Annotated in this window: 14 protein-coding genes; 9 read left to right on the top strand and 5 right to left on the bottom strand. The window is 61.4% G+C overall.

Features of this window, described 5'->3' with window-relative positions; all coding sequences use genetic code 11:
* Nucleotides 1-71: 71 nt before the first annotated feature.
* Entirely contained in the window at nt 72-1,202 is a 1,131-nt protein-coding gene (carA, locus tag XX99_RS16250; RefSeq protein WP_050060448.1) for a glutamine-hydrolyzing carbamoyl-phosphate synthase small subunit, read from the bottom strand.
* 367 nt (nt 1,203-1,569) lie between these two features.
* Here carA and XX99_RS16240 point away from each other — a divergent pair, with 367 nt between their 5' ends.
* Nucleotides 1,570-1,914: a type II toxin-antitoxin system RelE/ParE family toxin gene (locus XX99_RS16240; protein WP_050060446.1), complete on the top strand. Its 345-nt coding sequence runs from the start codon at nt 1,570-1,572 to the stop codon at nt 1,912-1,914.
* Nucleotides 1,911-2,213 (top strand): XRE family transcriptional regulator, encoded by a 303-nt coding sequence (locus XX99_RS16235; RefSeq protein WP_050060445.1) that lies wholly within the window; start codon nt 1,911-1,913, stop codon nt 2,211-2,213. Before XX99_RS16240 ends, XX99_RS16235 begins: the two co-directional genes overlap by 4 nt.
* 47 nt (nt 2,214-2,260) lie before the next feature.
* On the opposite strand, the gene XX99_RS16230 is transcribed toward XX99_RS16235, so the two are convergent.
* Nucleotides 2,261-4,486 (bottom strand): TolC family protein, encoded by a 2,226-nt coding sequence (locus tag XX99_RS16230; protein WP_082125637.1) that lies wholly within the window; start codon nt 4,484-4,486, stop codon nt 2,261-2,263.
* Between the two features lie 351 nt (nt 4,487-4,837).
* Between XX99_RS16230 and XX99_RS16225 the strand changes: the two genes are divergently transcribed.
* The 3 genes from XX99_RS16225 (at nt 4,838) to XX99_RS16215 (ending at nt 8,868) form a co-directional block, all read left to right on the top strand.
* Nucleotides 4,838-5,647 (top strand): tRNA pseudouridine synthase A, encoded by an 810-nt coding sequence (locus XX99_RS16225; protein ID WP_050060444.1) that lies wholly within the window; start codon nt 4,838-4,840, stop codon nt 5,645-5,647.
* 170 nt (nt 5,648-5,817) lie between these two features.
* Nucleotides 5,818-7,050, top strand: coding sequence for a M20/M25/M40 family metallo-hydrolase (locus XX99_RS16220; protein WP_050060443.1), 1,233 nt, complete (start codon nt 5,818-5,820; stop codon nt 7,048-7,050).
* Nucleotides 7,051-7,095: 45 nt separating this feature from the next.
* Nucleotides 7,096-8,868, top strand: coding sequence for an amidohydrolase (locus XX99_RS16215; RefSeq protein WP_231581429.1), 1,773 nt, complete (start codon nt 7,096-7,098; stop codon nt 8,866-8,868).
* Between the two features lie 131 nt (nt 8,869-8,999).
* Here the strand turns inward: XX99_RS16215 and XX99_RS16210 are convergent, their stop codons facing one another.
* A complete protein-coding gene (locus XX99_RS16210) occupies nt 9,000-10,265 on the bottom strand; it encodes a TCR/Tet family MFS transporter (RefSeq protein ID WP_050060442.1) in 1,266 nt (421 codons plus the stop codon).
* A gap of 340 nt (nt 10,266-10,605) precedes the next feature.
* Here XX99_RS16210 and XX99_RS16205 point away from each other — a divergent pair, with 340 nt between their 5' ends.
* The 4 genes from XX99_RS16205 to XX99_RS16190 all read left to right on the top strand — a co-directional run bounded on the left by XX99_RS16205 (nt 10,606) and on the right by XX99_RS16190 (nt 14,896).
* On the top strand, nt 10,606-11,541 hold the full coding sequence (locus XX99_RS16205) for a DMT family transporter (protein WP_050060441.1): 936 nt from the start codon (nt 10,606-10,608) through the stop codon (nt 11,539-11,541).
* Nucleotides 11,542-11,710: 169 nt separating this feature from the next.
* A complete protein-coding gene (locus XX99_RS16200) occupies nt 11,711-13,378 on the top strand; it encodes a trypsin-like peptidase domain-containing protein (RefSeq protein ID WP_050060440.1) in 1,668 nt (555 codons plus the stop codon).
* 170 nt (nt 13,379-13,548) lie between these two features.
* Nucleotides 13,549-14,007, top strand: coding sequence for a peptidoglycan-binding domain-containing protein (locus tag XX99_RS16195; protein WP_050060439.1), 459 nt, complete (start codon nt 13,549-13,551; stop codon nt 14,005-14,007).
* A gap of 349 nt (nt 14,008-14,356) precedes the next feature.
* The gene (locus tag XX99_RS16190; protein WP_050060500.1) at nt 14,357-14,896 is read left to right on the top strand and encodes a DinB family protein; all 540 of its coding nucleotides are present in this window, start codon (nt 14,357-14,359) and stop codon (nt 14,894-14,896) included.
* 180 nt (nt 14,897-15,076) lie between these two features.
* Here XX99_RS16190 and XX99_RS16185 read toward each other — a convergent pair whose 3' ends face one another.
* On the bottom strand, nt 15,077-15,493 hold the full coding sequence (locus XX99_RS16185; RefSeq protein ID WP_050060438.1) for a c-type cytochrome: 417 nt from the start codon (nt 15,491-15,493) through the stop codon (nt 15,077-15,079).
* A gap of 182 nt (nt 15,494-15,675) precedes the next feature.
* Nucleotides 15,676-16,584 (bottom strand): NADP-dependent oxidoreductase, encoded by a 909-nt coding sequence (locus XX99_RS16180; protein ID WP_050060437.1) that lies wholly within the window; start codon nt 16,582-16,584, stop codon nt 15,676-15,678.
* Nucleotides 16,585-16,591 lie beyond the last annotated feature (7 nt).

Here is a 16,591-nt window from a genome sequence, read left to right as displayed (position 1 = left end):
TGCATGTGTCATAAAAATGGCGGGACGTTAAGCCCGCCACTTGAAACTGCTCTTTCTCAACGCCTGATTCCTCACTTCTTCCACTCCTCCATCATCTTGCGGAAGTCCTTGAAGAGGTAGTTGGAGTCGTGTGGGCCGGGGCTGGCTTCGGGGTGGTACTGCACGCTCAGCAGCGGCATGGTGCGGTGGCGCAGCCCTTCGAGCGTGTTGTCGTTGAGGTTGATGTGCGTCAGGTCGACTTCGTTCTGATTCAGCGAATCCGGATCGACGGAGTAGTTGTGGTTCTGGCTGGTGATCTCCACCTTGCCGGTGTCGATCTGCTTCACCGGATGGTTGCCGCCGTGATGTCCGAACTTGAGCTTGTAGGTCTTGCCGCCCAGCGCCAGTCCGATGAGTTGATGGCCGAGGCAGATACCGAAGACCGGCACCTTTCCCGCCATCTTGCGAATGTCGCGCTGCGCGTAGTCGAGCGGCTCGGGATCGCCGGGTCCATTGGAGAGAAAGACGCCATCGGGATTCATTCCGAGCACATCTTCGGCCGATGTTTCGGCGGGAACGACGGTCACGCGGCAGCCCTCCTGCGACAACATGCGCAGGATGTTTTTCTTGATGCCGTAGTCGTAGGCGACCACATGAAGATTGGGGCGCGGTTCAATGACTCGAGTCTCTTCCCGATGGAGCGGGTCGGCGCTGTCCTCTTCCCAGTCGTACCGCGTTTTGGTGGAGACCACCTTGGCCAGGTCGGTTCCATCCATCTTGCGGATGGAGCGGGCCTTCGCGATAAGCACTTCGGGATCGGTCTCGATCGACGAGATCACGCCGCGCATCACTCCATGCGTGCGCAGATGGCGCACCAGCGCGCGCGTGTCGATTTCTGAAATGACAGGAACCTGGAAGCGCTCGAGATACTCGTCAGCCACCTGCTGCGAGCGCCAGTTGGAAGAGATAGGAGAGAACTCGCGGGTGACGAGGCCTTCGATGAAGGGCTTGTTGGCTTCGTTGTCGGCGGAATTGGTGCCGTAGTTGCCGATTTGGGGATTGGTAAGAACGACGATCTGCCCCGCATAAGACGGGTCAGTGAAGATTTCCTGGTAGCCGGTCAGTGATGTATTGAAAACGACTTCGCCATAACATTCGCCCTTGGCGCCGTAGCCCTCACCCCGGAAAATGCGCCCGTCTTCGAGCGCAAGGATAGCTTGCATCGCTACTCCAATGTGTGGATTCAATCGATTCTATCAGGGACTGGCCGTCCAGGCATCCGAGCCTTCGGCGCCACCCCGCTTGCGCGATGAATCCTTTGTGAATGACTGCTCTCGTGCCCACACCGTCGCTTGTTTCGTCGCGTCCCACCCACGACTCCTCTTCACCAAGCCCGTCATTCTGACAACCATCGGGAGGAAGAATCTCAGCGCGTTTGATCTGAATATACTGAATATAAATCTGCTGAAAAAATCCTCGAAATTCTTCCTCTCGTCGGTCGTCAAAGTGACGGCCGTTTATGTAAGCGGCTGATGTACTCTGAGCGAATATGAACTTGCGTCCATATGGATTTCATGCCATATTCAAGACGTGGCGTGGGACGTCGAGTTAAGCGACGAATGCGAGGCCTGGTGGAACACCCTCACCCAGGCCGAGCAGGAAAGTGTCGGTCACGGCTTCGACCTGCTTGCCGAGCTGGGGCCAGCCTTGTCCCGACCTTATGCGGACACACTGAAAGGATCACGGTACCCGAATCTGAAAGAACTTCGGGTGCAGCATGAGGGTCGGCCCTACCAAGTGCTCTGTGCCTTCGATCCCCGGCGAGTGGCGTTGCTGCTGCTGGAAGGCGATAAGACCGGCGACAGCCGATGGTATGAGAAGGCCATACCGCAGGCCGAGAAGATTTATGCGAAGCACCTGGAGGCGCTGGGATGAAGAGCTGGACAAAGATTCGTAAAGAGATGTCACCGGAGAGCCAGGCGCGCCTGGATAAACGGCTAAAGGAAACGCTTGCGACACTGCCGCTGGGCAAGCTGCGCAAAGCTCGCAGCTTGACGCAGACAACCATGGCGGAACGCCTGCAGGTCGATCAGGGTTCGGTGTCCAAGCTGGAAAGCCGCACCGACATGTATCTCAGCACCCTCAGGGAGTACGTGGAGGCGCTGGGCGGCACGCTGGAGCTACGCGCCGACTTTCCCGATGGTTCGATCAATATCGACCTTCATGCTTCTTAGGCTCCATCGCCGCCGCCGTGTGCACAGCAGCGGCGATGGATGCAAGCTTAACGCTGCGGTGTTTGCGGCGGCGGCGGGGGTTGCTGGGGTATCGGCTGCGCTTGCGTTGGCCCTTGCTGCTCCTGTTTTTGCAGGGTCTGCTGTTGCCCCGGCACGGTGACCTCGGGCTCCTGCTTGGCTGGCTCCAATCCCGGGATGACGGGCGGTGAGGTTACCTTGCCGGAGACGGCGTCGGCGATGGCGATTCCGTAGCGGTCGAGGGTGCTGGCGAGGATCTGTTCGAGAGCCGCGCGGTCGATGGCGTACTTTGCGGTCGCCGAGATCACACTGTTTTCCGCAATCGCAAGAGCCCGCTGCTGCTGAAGCACAAGCGCCGTGGTCGAAGCGCCCAGGTGCAGCTTCTTCTCTTCCGCGTCCAGGCTCTGCCGGTCGTAGTCGCGCGTTGCATTGGCAGACTGCACCGAAGCGCGATCGTTGGTGAGCGCGAACTGCGCGTTGATGACGTTCATCCGGGTCTGCACATAGAGCTGCTGCAGACGCATCTGCGCCTGACGGAATTCAAGCTCCGACCGGGCCTGCACAGATTGCGCAAAACGATTGCGGATGGGGACATTGAGGGTCAATCCAGCGCCCTTGCTCGGGCTGCTGCTGTTGAACAGATTCGAGAACGCGCTGCCGTAGGTGACAGGAGGATAGGTTCCCGCGGGGCAAGACGCGCCGGTCTCGAAGTTGATGCAGCCAGGACTCTGCGTGCCGCCCAGACCCGACGCTCCGTAGAATGCGTAGACATCGACCTGGGGCAGCAGGCCGTTCTTTGCGCCTTTCAGCGTGACCTCGTCATTCTTCAGCGTGATGATGGACTGCTCGATGGTGGGGCTGTTGGCCTCCGCCTGGCGGACCAGGTCATCGGCGGACTCGCGCTCTTCCGGCATCTCGATCAGGCTGATGCGATCGGTAGGAATGACCGGAGCATTGGCCAGCACCGGATCTTCCAGGCTGCGCGAAATAGCCTGCTTCATGATTAGCTGCTGGTATTCCAGATTGCTTTGCGAGGTGATCACGGCCTGCTTGTCCGATTCGACAGAGCTGTTGGCGCTCACTACGTCGAGCGGAGCCATGGTGCCAATCTCCAACGCCTTTTTGTCGTCGTCGAGCAGGCGAGCCGATTGCTCGAGGGAGCGGTTCTTGGCCTGCAGATCTTCATACGCGCTGACCAGCCCCCAGTAAATGTTCTCTATCTGATTAACGGTGTAAAGCAGCTGCTGGCGAAAGGCGGAATCGGCGATGCGGCGGTCATTCTTGGCTTGAACGATAAAGCGTCCATTGACGCCCCGGCCGAAACCCTGCAGCAGGTGCTGGGTGAGCTGGGCATTGAAGGTGGTCTGGTAAGCCGGGCTGTAAGTATTGAATTCGCTGTTCGAGGTTTGGTAGGTGTTGTTGAAGGTTACCTGGAGCTGAGTTCCGGTGATGAAGCCCTGATTGTAGGCAAAGTTGTAGGTGTTCGTGTTCTGGGTAAGGTTGTTGCTGCCAGAGAACAAGGGATTCAGCTCGGCCGTGGTCTGGCGCTCGAGCTGCACCGTGCCGGTTAACGCCGGATCCATCTGTTCGGGTACCGGACCGGCGCCGTTGGTGCTAAGGGCCTGGCCGCCTGCGCCGGTGCCAGCGCCGCCTGCGCCCGCGCTGGTGCCACCGGGGCCGCCGCCGCCAGTCACTGTTGTACCGGTACTGCCCAGCGTCCCTGTCACAAGGCCGCTGCTCACGCCGAGCAGCACGCTGGTTCCGGAGCGGGCGCGCAGGATATCGGTGTCCGCGATATCGAGGTTGTAGCGCTGGATGGCGATGTCGTAGTTGTTCTCAAGCGCCAGCAGGACGGCGTCGCTGAGGCTGAGATAGATCTTGCCGTTCTTGATGAGGTCTTCGAGCTTGGGGGAGTTCGAGAAATTGCCCATCGGGGCCGTGGTCGGCTTATAAGGCGCTAACGGGTTGGGAAAGTAGCCGCGCTCCTTGCCGAAATTGCGCAGGCCGGGGCGCATATAGAGAGGCTGGGTGTAATTCGGAGCCGGCTCCGGAGGCAATCCAGGGGCGCTGACATGTCCGGTGGCGTTCGGCTGGGGCGAGTTCTGCGCCGGCGCCGCCTGAAATCCTGTAGAGGCATAACCGGGAGCGGTGCCGAGCAACAGGCAGCTGACCGCTGCTCCTGCCTTCAGTTTCAAAAACAAGCTGGGAACCGGCTTCCTGGACACAGCCTTTTGCCGCTTAGCGAAAAATTGCATTCACCCTCTCCAAATTCAAACTGGCGCGCGGGTATTCCCCGAGTCATGCGCCTGGCTCTTGCTATTTCGTTCTGCGCCAGCCGTTAGGGATGAACCTCTAGCTGACGATCCGGCTCGGAATGGGGTCTCCGGCCAGTTTTCTATACGCGAATGGCTCCGGCTTCGTTCCCGGGTCCTGTAGAAGACCGCGACAACGTGCAGAAAGTAAGGCTGCCGGAAAGAAAGACCGAGTATATCGCAGGCCATCTGATGATTCTGTCATCCAGAAAGACCCAGAAGTTCTTCGGAATCTGCGAAAATGCGGGCTGACCCGGTATCGAAAAGGAAACTGCCTCACCCCTCCACTGGCCTATGAACTGGAAGCTCACTCTCGCTTACGATGGCACCGATTTTCACGGCTGGCAGGTGCAGCCCGACCGGCCGACGGTGCAGGGCGCGCTCGCCGATGCCATCGAGCGCGTGACCGGGGAACGCGTGCTGCCGCAAGGCAGCGGCCGGACGGATGCAGGGGTTCACGCGCTGGGGCAGGTGGCGTCGTTCCGGCTGAATGCTCCCATCCCGCCGGCCAATCTGCATCGGGCGCTGAACCGTACCCTGCCTCCCGCGATCCGGGTGATGGGAGCGGAACATGCGGCGGAGGATTTCCACGCCCGGCATAGTGTCTCCGCCAAGACCTACGAATACCGCATCTTTCGCGGAGAGATCTGCTCTCCCTGGCTGGCGCGGTATGTCTATGCACTGAACTGGCCGCTGCATGTGGAACGGATGCTGGCCGCCGTTCCGCTGGTGGTGGGCGAACACGATTTCACCTCGTTTGCAGCCACCGATCCCGATCTGACGACGCGGCAGGCGGAGGCCGCGGATTCGGGTGATGACTCCGACGACGGGCCGGAGACTGATGGGCCAGGGAATGTCCGGCGAATCTTTGCCTCGGAACTCTCCCTGCGCGAAACGGACGAAGGCGAGCTGCTGGTCTATCGCGTACGCGGCAGCGGATTCCTGCACCACATGGTGCGCAATCTGGTCGGCACCTTCCTCGATGTGGGGCGAGGGCATTTCGCTGCCGAGGATATTCCGGTCATCCTGGAGAAGCGGTCGCGGGCCGAGGCGGGAGCGACGGCTCCGGCACGAGGATTGTTTTTGGACAGCGTGGAGTATTAGCTCTTGTCGCGCGAAGCGCGGATGCCCGGACGGGAAACAGGCCAAGCCATTTAAAGATAAAGCCGAGCAACGATATGGCCACGCAAGCCGATTCACACCGGATCATCGCGCAAGCGGGGTGGCGCGAAGCGCAGTTGCCCGGACGGCGAGTCCTGCTAGGCTGATACTTCATGGCTTCGACCGCTCCAGTTTCGGCATTTGCACGCATCGCGCAGCTGGCGGCGGACCGGCGTGTCCATCAGGCCTTTCAGTGGCTGCATCTGCAGGAGCGGCAGATCCTGCGCTGGCAGACTGAGTTGGTGGCGGTCGCGGCTCCTCCCTTTGGCGAGCGTCCGCGGGCGGAGTGGGTGTGCGAGCGCTTTCGCGAGCATGGTCTGTCGGATGTCGCGCTGGACGCGATGGGCAACGCCATCGGCGTGCTGAAGGCTCCGCAGCCCTGCGAAGAATGGCTGATTCTCTCCGCGCATATCGATACCGTCTTTCCTGCTGACATGCCGATCGAACCCCGGGTGGAAGACACCCGGCTCTATGCGCCGGGAGCCTGCGACAACGGCGCCGGCGTGGTCTGTCTTCTGGCCCTGGCGGCGGCGATTCAGCAGGCCGGCATTGTGCCGGGTTGCAACGTGGTCTTTGCCGGCAATGTCGGCGAAGAGGGCGAGGGTGACCTGCGCGGCATTCGCTACATCTACGATCACGCGGAGTGGAGAGACCGGATCGGCGCGCACATCGTGCTGGACGGCGCGGGGCACGAGGTGGCCGTCACCGATGCTCTGGGCAGCCAGCGCTATCTGGTGACGCTGCGCGGGCCGGGCGGCCATTCATGGACGGATGCGGGACGGCCGAATCCCATCGTCACGCTAAGCCAGGCGATTGCGAAGCTGGCGGAGCTCGATCTGGAAGGCTCGCCGCGGACCACGCTGAATGTGGGAACGATTGACGGCGGCACGGCGATCAACGCCATCCCCGAACAGGCTTCCGCACGCTTCGATCTGCGGTCGACCGACCCCGAGCAGCTGATCCGGCTGGAGGTGGAGCTGCATCGCGCGATCGAGGACGCGGTGATCGCGGTCAACCAGACCGTTGCGAGTAGCAGCCGGCGCAAGCATGCTCTCGAATTCAGCATCGAGAAGATAGGATCGCGTCCCGCGGGTCGGTTGGCGCCCGATGCGCCGCTGCTCGATGTGCTGCGTGCCGTCGACCGGCACTTGAGCATTCGCACCGAGCTGCGCGTGGCGTCGACCGACGCGAATATCCCGCTTTCGCGCGGGGTGAGCGCGGTGAGCCTGGGCGCGGGCGGCGAAGGCGGAGGCATCCACACCCGCGGCGAGTGGTACGACGCGAAGGGACGCGAGCTGGGGCTGCGCCGCGTGCTGCTTCTGCTGCTGGCCATGGCTACGGGCTGAGCAGAAAGCCAGCCATCCTCGCCTGCCGGTTGATAGACTGCTCGCGTGAACGCACGTTGGTCCTTCTTCTTATTCGCTTCCCTGCTTGCGACCATGGCCGCTGCGCAGACGCATCCCATTGCCGATGCGATCTACTTTCATGGCAATGTACTTACCGGGAACGGCATGGATGGTCCCAGCGCGGAGCGGGTGCAGGCCTTTGCCGTGGCCGGGGGCAACGTCATCGGCGTGGGAAACGATGATGCCGTGAAGGCGGCGTATCGCGGCGCGAATACGCAGCTCATCGACCTGCATGGCGCGTTCGTGATGCCGGGCTTCAACGATGCCCATGTACATCTGGGCGATGCCGGGCGGATCAAGCTCTCGGTCGATCTCACCGGCAGCCAGTCGCTGGTCGAGATGCAGTCGCGTATTCGCAAGGCAGCAGAAGCCGCTGCACCTTCCGCGTGGCTGACCGGCGGTGGATGGGATCACACGCTGTGGGAGTCGAAAAAACTGCCGGCGAAAGCCGATCTCGATGCGGTCACGGGCGGTCATCCGGCGTTCCTGGTGCGGGTCGACGGGCATATTGCCATCGCGAACACGGCGGCGTTGACTGCTGCGCAGATCACGCGCGACACGCCCGATCCGCAGGGCGGCAAGATCGACCGCGACGCGGAGGGTCATCCGACGGGGATCATTCGCGAGACCGCGCAGGCACTGATCGAGAAACATATTCCGCCGCCAACTTCGGAGCTACGCCGTAAGGGTGACTTGCTGGCATTGCAGGATGCGGCGGCGCACGGCATCACCTCAGTACAGGACAATTCGGAGTGGGATGATTTTCTGGTCTATGAGCAGTTGGAGCGTGAGGGAGCGCTCCCGGTGCGGGTGAGCGAGTGGCTGCCCTTCGATGCTCCAATTGAGCTGCTGCAGACACACCGCAGTTATCACGATGCGAACGATCGCATGCTGCACACCACCATGCTGAAGGGCTTCATGGATGGCTCGCTGGGATCGCGCACGGCTGCGCTGAATGGAGCCTACGCCGACGATCCGGGCAACTCCGGTATCCCGCGCTATCAGCAGGAGACGCTGAATCCGATGGCCATCGAACGGGCGAAGGCCGGCTTCCAGATGGGCTTTCACGCCATCGGCGACCGCGCGGTGAGCATGGCTCTGGACGCCTTCGCGGCTGCTGAAGCGGCCACCAAGCCGCAGCTGACGCCGCAGATCTCTCCTCCCTATCCGCAGTCGCATCGGCCGTTCCATAACAATGTGCGGCGCGCCATGCGCATCGGGTTTCGCGATCCCCGTTATCGCATCGAGCACTCGCAGGTGGTGGATGCGGGAGACTTCGCACGCTACAAGCAGCTCGGCGTGATTGCATCGATGCAGCCCAATCACCTGCTGACCGATATGAACTGGGCGGAGCAGCGGCTGGGGCCGGAGCGGGCCAAGGGATCGTATGCGTGGAAGAGCTTTCTCGACGCGGGCGTTCCGCTGGCCTTCGGGACCGATTATCCCGTGGAGCCGGTCACGCCCTTTCGCGGCGTCTATGCGGCGGTCACACGCAGGAACGAGACAGGAACGATGACCTACCATCCCGAGCAGAAGATCACCATATGGCAGGCGCTCTACGCCTACACCCAAGGCTCGGCCTATGCCGAATTCACAGAACCGTGGAAGGGCAAGCTGGCGCCAGGCTACGCGGCCGATTTCGTAGTCCTGGATCGCGACCCGACGGCGGTTGTTCCAGCGGAGATTTTGAAGACGCAGGTGCTGCGGACGGTTGTGGGTGGGAAGACGGTGTATAAGGGCGAAACTCACGGACGTTGATAGGCACCGACTTCCGTCATCCTGACAACCAAAAGGAGGAAGAATCTTAACGATGTTGCGCCGTCAACGGAGCTGAGATTCTTCGCTGAGCTCAGAATGACGCCGTTGTCGTCAATGGCCGAGACTGTGTGTTACGCCGCAGCTTCGCGCTTGGTCACCACCAGGGCCAGCGGCAATGCCGACAACAGGATCGCCGCAGCCAGCAGGAATGGGGCTCCGGGCAGGTGGATGCGGTTGGTCGGCCGTATCGCTGCGGCGAAGACGAAGGTGAACATGCTCGGTCCGATGAGCGCGGTCAGTCCGCGGATGCACTGCACCGCTCCCTGCAGCTGTCCCTGCTCGTTGGCCTCTACATGGCGGGTCATCAGGCCCTGCGCCGGCGGTCCGCAAAGTCCCCACAGCGCCATGATTGGAATGCCGGAGAGGAAGATGAGGCCGGTGGGCGCCAATCCAAAGATGGCGAAGCCAATCCAGCCGATGCCGATGCCGGCCAGCAGCGTGTTACGGTCGCCCAGCCGCTTGATCGCCGGGCGCACCAGAAACCCGCCGACCGTTGCCGAGCAGATTCCGACCAGCGCCAACGACAGCCCGACCGCGCGATTGGTCCAGCTGAAGCGGTAATCGAGATACAGCACCCAGGTGTTCATCAGCGACTGCTGGGTGAGGTAGCTGAGAAAGAGCACGGAGGCCAGCCCGAGCAGCTCGCGATGGCGGCGCAGCAGGGTCAGCGATCCGACGGGATTGGCGCGCTTCCAGGAAAAGCGTCCGCGATGCTCTTTCCCCAGCGATTCGGGCAGGACGAAGAAGCCGTACGTAGCATTGAGCAGGCTCATGCCGCCGGCTACCCAGAAGGGCAGGCGCGCGCTGTAGTTGCCGAGGATGCCGCCCAGCGCCGGTCCCAGCACGAAGCCCAATCCGAAGGCAGCGGAGACCATGCCGAAGGCCTCGGCGCGCTTCTTGGGCGGGGTCACATCGGCGATGTAGGCCATGGCGGTGGGGATGCTCGACGAAGTGATGCCGGAGATCAGGCGTCCGGCGAAGAGCCAGGCGAGGTTCGGCGACAGCGCCATGACCACGTAGTCGAGGCCGAGGCCCAAATTCGAAAGCAGGATCACGGGCCGGCGTCCGAAGCGGTCGGAGAGCGAGCCGAGCAGCGGCGAAAAGAAGAACTGCATGACCGCCCAGACGGTTCCGAAGAGGCCGAAGATCTCCGCGCCGTGGGCCTCGCTGCCGCCGGCGAATTCGGTGATGAGGCGTGGCAGGACGGGCGCGATCATGCCCATGGCCAGCATGTCCAGGGCAATGGTTACGAAGATGAAGGTGACGGCGGCGCGGCGTTTCGGTGCGGGCGGCTGGATTTCTTCGTCAGCTGCCGGTACGTCGGTGGGGAAACTCATGCATAAGCATTCTCTACTGAATGACCGGGGAGCGGCTGTGAAAATCGGGTCGATGCGGCGAAGGGGACTGAACCCGTCACGTCATTGCTGAGCGGAGCGAAGAATCTCAGCTCAGTTGGCTAGGCAACATTGCCGGGATTCTTCCTTCCTTCGTCGCCGGAATGACATCCGTTTCAATGAATGACCTTTGTTTCGATGAACGGTAGACGTGGAGCGTTAAGTCGTAACGGATCATAGTGTGGACGGGCAAGCTGTCGTGCCAGAAAGAGCATCGCGCCAGCGGGGTGGCGCGAAAGCGCATACGCCTGGACGGCCAGTCCCCCGCTGGTAGGCTTGGTTTATGTCGCGGTCTCTGAAAGCCCATCTTCTTTTGCTTGGCGTGGTGATCGTCTGGGGCTCGACGTTTGTGCTGGTCAAGGACGCGCTGGCCGACATCTCTCCCCTGCTCTTCAACCTGCTGCGCATGGGTTTGGCAACGTTGTGCCTGGGGTTGGTCTATCGGCGGCACATCGGCCGGATGGATGGCCGGACGATTTTCTTTGGATGTCTGACCGGATTCTTTCTGGCGATGGGATATCAGTTCCAGACGGCAGGGCTGCGGCTGACTACGCCTTCGAAGTCGGCCTTCATCACCGGAATGGTGGTGGTGATCGTGCCCCTGTTGCTGGTGATTCCCCGGCTGCGGCCGGTTGCGAGCCACGCTCCGGCTTGGAATGCCTATCTCGGCGCGCTGCTGGCCTTTGGGGGCATCGTGCTGCTCACTACGCCTGCAGGCTCTGGGGCGGCGCACTCCGGCTTCGACTTCCGCAGCATGAACGTGGGCGATCTGCTGACGCTGGGCTGCGCGCTGGGATTTGCCTTCCACATGCTGGCTCTGGCTCACTTTTCTCCGCGCGTGCCGTTCGAGCAGCTGGCGGTGCTGCAGGTGGGCTTCGCTACACTCTTCATGGCTATCAGCCTGCCGGTTTTCGAGCGGCCTTTTCTGCACTGGAGTGTACGGGTGGTGGTGGCGCTGACGATCGCATCGGTGTTGGCGACGGCTGCGGCGTTCACCATTCAAAGCTGGGCGCAGCAGTTTCTTCCCGCGACACATACGGCTCTGCTGCTGACCCTGGAGCCGGTCTTTGCATGGATCACTTCGTTCCTGTTTCTCGGTGAGCGGCTGGGTTTGCGCTCAGGAGCGGGTGCGCTGCTGATTTTCGCCGGGATTGGTGTCACCGAGCTGTTACCCTCGCGCATCCAATCCACAGCGCACGAAGCTGCGCCGATTCCGTAGCAATTCCCACCAGTTTTACGTCTATAGGCTATTGACGGATGGAAAAGTGCGGCACTTTTGAAGCAGACTTATACTAGAGCAGAGATGAAGCGCCGGAGACTGCATTCCCTGATTGTCGCGTACCCCCGTTTCTACGCCGTTTGAATGGAAGAATGAGGTTAGACCTGAGATGAAATCATTCCTTGGACGGCTACGCTATCGCCGTCTCGCTTCGACTTTTACAATTCTTGCCACGCTGTCGGCGGGCATCCTTATCGGTTCCATCGTTTCGCACGGCGTACGCGGCCAGGAATCCTCGAAGGTCGACACCTCGGACGCAACTCCCCTCAAAATACCTTCGCCGCGGGATATGTCCACGGACTTCACCCGCATCGCCAAGGAAGTGGAGCCGGCGGTGGTGAACATCAATACGATTACGCTGCCTAAAGAGCGCCAGCAGTCGCGCCGCAACCTGCACCAGCGCCAGGCTCCGCAACAGCAACAGCCACCCGACGACAATGATGACGACGATCAGGACGACCAGGGCCAAGGCGGTCAGGGTGGTCAGGGCGGCAACCAGAACTTCCAGGATTTCTTCAACCGCTTCTTCGGAATGGGCCCGCAGGGCGGCCAGGATGAGGGCGGGCAGGAGCGCGAGTCGCTGGGCTCCGGCTTCATCGTCGATCCCCGGGGATACATCATTACCAACAATCACGTAGTCGACAAAGCCGACAAAATTTTCGTAAAGCTGCCGAGCGATCCCGAGGGTGGCAGCCTGCAGGGCCGTCCCGCCAGGGTAGTCGGCGTGGATAAGGAAACGGATATCGCGGTCATCAAGATCGAGACCGACCATCCGCTGCCTACGGTCAAGCTGGGCAACTCCGATGGAGCGCAGGTGGGCGATTGGGTCATTGCCATCGGCAGCCCGTTCACCCTGTCGCAGACGGTGACGGCGGGCATTGTCTCGGCCAAGAACCGCACCATCGATCCGGGAACGGCTGGGCAGTTCCAGCACTTCATCCAGACCGATGCCGCCATCAATCCGGGTAATTCCGGCGGTCCCCTGCTCAATATGGCGGGCGAAGTAATCGGGGTCAACACCGCCATCTTCACGCAGTCGGGAACTTATGCCGGTGTGGGCTTCGCGATGCCGGCAAATACGGTGATCGACGACTACAACGAGCTGATTTCGCCGGCACATAAGGTAGTTCGCGGCAGCATCGGCATCACCTTCCAGCCTTCGCTGTCCTCCGCGGTCAGCCGGGTTTACGGCTTCAAGAGCGGAGTGCTGGTGGCCAGCGTGACGCCCGGGTTCGCCGCCGACAAGGCGGGGCTCAAGGCCGGCGACATCATAGTGACCGTGGATGGCCGCTCGGTGAAGGACGGCAACGACCTGGTGGAGAACATCTCCGCCCGCAAGCCGGGGTCGACCATCAAGGTCGGTTACCTGCGCAACGGAAGCCAGATGGAAGCCAATGTGGTCGTCGCTGACCGCGCCAAAATGCTGGCAGCGGTGTCCAATGCTCCTGAAGATGACGACAACGGCAACCCCTCGGCGCCGGACGCCGCGCAATCCAAGCTTGGATTGCAGGTCAACGACCTGCCCCAGGGTGCTCCAGCGGGCCTGCACGGCGTGCTGGTCGCGGGCGTCAAGCCGGGCTCGTTCGCGGACGAGATCGGTTTGAGCGATCTGCAGGGTCAGGTGATCGTCGCCATCAACCGCCAGCCGGTGCACAGCGTGGCCGAGTTCGGCAAGTTCGTGGCCGCGCTCAAGCCGGGCTCGGATGTGGCCTTCGAGCTGGTCGATCCGCAGCGCCGCGGTCTCGGCAGCCGGTACCTGGGAGGAACCCTCCCGTAAACAGCTGAACCTAAAACGATACTGGCTCCCCAGAAAGTATGAGGGGAGCCAGTATTTTTTTGTTGCATCCTGAAAGGACAGCCATTAGGCTGACGCGTAACACATCTGAGATATGATGTCTTTAGAACTTGTGACGATACATCTTTGTTAGGCCCCATGAGGTTCTTTGCATGCTTTCATTTCGAGCTTGCCAGTCGGTAATTCTGATGACAGCGCTGGCGGTCACTCCTGCCGTGGCCAGCCGTACACACCGCGCCCCCACTTCCGGACATCATAAAACCTCGTCAAAGAAGGTCAAACACGTTTCGCACGTAATCATGGGACAGCGTGGGATCGATACCGATCGCGCCCGTGAGATCCAGACCGCGCTCATCCGCGAGAATTACATGAGCGGCAGCCCCACCGGCCAATGGGATTCCGATACCCAGGCAGCGATGCTGAAGTATCAGTCCGACCACGGCTGGCAGACCAAGCTGACACCCGACTCACGTGCCCTCATCAAGCTTGGCCTGGGACCGAATCACACCGGCGAAGCTACTGCAGCCAAAGCAGATAGCCCATCCGAGCCGGCTCCCAATCCGAACTACGCGGCAAATACCCTGGCTGATACGCACTCCATCCAGAATTAACGGGATTACGATCTTATTTGGGAAAGGCTGCGCTTCGGCGCAGCCTTTTTCCGTTTTGCAGGAACGTCGAGAGCTTTCCATGCGAAGCCGTGTCACCAAACTCGCCTTTCGGCCGCTCTCTGACACCCCAAAACATTGTCATCCCGAGCGAGCACCGCGAGCCGAGGGATCCGCAGTTTCCCTCCCGCGTCCACTTAGCAGCCACCCTGGAAAGCGAACTGCAGGTCCCTCCACGTCGCTTCGCTCTGGTCGGGATGACAATGTTTGATAGCGGCACACCTCAGGAAAGTTATTTCTGGAGGGGCTATCTTCAGAGATCATGGACCAATTCCGTGCCAAAGGGAGCGAAATGGTAACGAAACTACAGGAAACATTGGCTTTGCTGGACCGTACTCCGGCCACTTTGAATTCCCTCTTGCGGGATCTCCCGGAGAGTTGGACGGCGCGGAACGAGGGTGGCGAGACCTGGACGGTCTTCGATGTGCTCGGGCATCTGGTCTACGGCGAGCGCGCCGATTGGGTTGGGCGCGGGAGGATGATCCGGGAGTTCGGCGAAAGCCGGTCTTTCGATCCCTTCGATCGCCTGGGCTTCCGCCGCGAGACCGAAGGCCGGACATTGGCCCAGCTTCTGGATGAATTCGCGAGGCTCCGGACGGCGAATCTGGAGGAGGTGCGGGGATGGAACCTGATTCCCGCCGATCTCGACCGGAAGGGCCGGCATCCCGCCTTCGGGCCGGTGAGTTTATCGGAGCTGCTATCGGCTTGGGCGGTCCATGACCTGACTCATCTGCACCAGATTTCTCGGATCATGGCTTATCAGTACCGGGACGCGGTTGGCCCGTGGAGCGCGTATCTTGGGGTGCTGCATTGTTGTGGACATGGAGCCTGAGCTCTTCCTCAGGGGCTGAAGCCTTTCTCTTTGATGTCGGATGAATGTATGGGCTGAAGCCCATACATTCCCTTCAAAACCGGGTGTCTCTGCTCTGCCTTTTGGGAGCTGAAGCCGTACCTACCCTTCGACACCGCGGTCCCGACCGATGTTTCCAATACCGATGGTTCTTCCGGGCCTCTACTTCTTGGCGAAGGAGCGTACCAGGCTCACCATGTTCCAGATGTCGTCGGGCTTGGCGCGGTCGCCTTCGGCGGGCATCTGGTCTTTGCCTTTCTGAATGATGTAGAAAAGCTCTCCGTCGGAAAGGCCTTTGAGCGAGGCGGGATCGCGGTAGTCCTTGGGCGCGGGCTTCATGTCATGGGCCAGCTCGCCGTTGCCGTCTCCGGTGGCGCCGTGGCAGATGGCGCAGTCGTAGGTCCACATCTTGGCGGCGTGGGCCATCCCCTCGGGGGTGGGTTTGACTGGATTGGTCTTGCCTACCAGTTCGGGTGGGACTTTAAAGGGTTGAGTTTCCGGGGTATTGCCCGCCTCCTGAAGGAACATTGCAGCTCCGAGCACCAGCAGCGATGGAACGAACGCAAGCAGTTTGATCATGGCAACCTCCACACGACACCTTGCGCATCGATTCGGCAACCGATGGCGCAGGAGACTGTGCCGCGCGCGAGTGTACTCCCGTGGGGAGACTGGCGGAAAGAGGTATTTTGCGGGGCGAACCTTGTTCTTCCCTATGGCGGGAAGGGTGACAATTTGGCTCCGGCTGCTGCGAAAAAAACGCCTTACATCACCAGCACAATCTTTCCCCCGACATTGCCTTCTTCGGCCATGCGGTGTGCGGCTACTGCTCCGCTGAGCGGCAGAATGCGGGCGATGGGGATGGAGAATTCGCCGCGGGCGACCTCATCGGCCAATGCGTACAAGCGGGAAGCATCGGGCTGGGCCATGAAGGCTTCGACGCGGATGTCGTATTTGTGCGCCTCCGCCGGCTCGCCGAGCACGGAGCCGAGGACTCCGCCGGCGCGGATGGCCTTCAGCAGACGGTTCACCGTCGTTCCTCCCACGGTGTCAGCTACCGCGTCAAGATCGTGCAGGTGAGCCAGCTCTGCTTCGTCATCGAGAGCAACTATGCCATCGGCGCCGAGGGTTCGCGCGTCTTCTTTCTGCGCGCCGCGGACACCGGCGAGGACGCGGGCTCCGTGCTTGCGGGCTACGTGCACGGCGGTGCGCCCGACGCCTCCCAGAGCGCCGGTAACCAGCACCGTCTGGCCCGGTTTGGGCTTCACGGCACGCTCGATCAGCTGCGCCCCGGTGAGAGTCACCAGCGGAATTGCGGCGGCATGAGGAAAGTCCAGCGCGTCGGGGATGGGTGCAAGCACATCGGCCTTGGCGACGGTGTATTCGGCGTAGGTTCCATTGGCCAGGGCCATGACCCGCATACCTTTGGGAAAGCCGGTCACCTTCGCGCCCGCGGCCTCCACTTCGCCGGCCAGATCGCGGCCGAGGATGGCGGGAAACTCGACCGGCATCCGCGCTTTGGCGGCTCCGCTGCGAATTTTCAGATCCACGGGGTTGATGCTGGTGGCGCGCATGCGGATTAGCACCTCATTGTCTCCGTAAGGCGGGATTTCGGTGTCTTCGAGCCTCAGCTGACTTGCGTCGCCGTACGCGTAGAGCAAAATTGCTTTCATTGGCACC

Source organism: Silvibacterium bohemicum (genome assembly GCF_001006305.1).
GTDB classification, from domain to species: Bacteria; Acidobacteriota; Terriglobia; order Terriglobales; family Acidobacteriaceae; genus Silvibacterium; species Silvibacterium bohemicum.
The sequence above is the reverse complement of the archived record's forward strand: the minus strand, read 5'-3'. Positions and strand labels throughout refer to the sequence as shown.

Excerpts from the sequence above, each read along its gene's own strand:
- carA (WP_050060448.1), bottom strand. The coding sequence starts at position 1,202 with ATGCAAGCTATCCTTGCGCTCGAAGACGGGCGCATTTTCCGGGGTGAG.
- XX99_RS16235 (WP_050060445.1), top strand. The coding sequence starts at position 1,911 with ATGAAGAGCTGGACAAAGATTCGTAAAGAGATGTCACCGGAGAGCCAG.
- XX99_RS16230 (WP_082125637.1), bottom strand. The coding sequence starts at position 4,486 with ATGCAATTTTTCGCTAAGCGGCAAAAGGCTGTGTCCAGGAAGCCGGTT.
- XX99_RS16225 (WP_050060444.1), top strand. The coding sequence starts at position 4,838 with ATGAACTGGAAGCTCACTCTCGCTTACGATGGCACCGATTTTCACGGC.
- XX99_RS16220 (WP_050060443.1), top strand. The coding sequence starts at position 5,818 with ATGGCTTCGACCGCTCCAGTTTCGGCATTTGCACGCATCGCGCAGCTG.
- XX99_RS16210 (WP_050060442.1), bottom strand. The coding sequence starts at position 10,265 with ATGAGTTTCCCCACCGACGTACCGGCAGCTGACGAAGAAATCCAGCCG.
- XX99_RS16205 (WP_050060441.1), top strand. The coding sequence starts at position 10,606 with ATGTCGCGGTCTCTGAAAGCCCATCTTCTTTTGCTTGGCGTGGTGATC.
- XX99_RS16200 (WP_050060440.1), top strand. The coding sequence starts at position 11,711 with ATGAAATCATTCCTTGGACGGCTACGCTATCGCCGTCTCGCTTCGACT.
- XX99_RS16195 (WP_050060439.1), top strand. The coding sequence starts at position 13,549 with ATGCTTTCATTTCGAGCTTGCCAGTCGGTAATTCTGATGACAGCGCTG.
- XX99_RS16190 (WP_050060500.1), top strand. The coding sequence starts at position 14,357 with ATGGTAACGAAACTACAGGAAACATTGGCTTTGCTGGACCGTACTCCG.
- XX99_RS16185 (WP_050060438.1), bottom strand. The coding sequence starts at position 15,493 with ATGATCAAACTGCTTGCGTTCGTTCCATCGCTGCTGGTGCTCGGAGCT.
- XX99_RS16180 (WP_050060437.1), bottom strand. The coding sequence starts at position 16,584 with ATGAAAGCAATTTTGCTCTACGCGTACGGCGACGCAAGTCAGCTGAGG.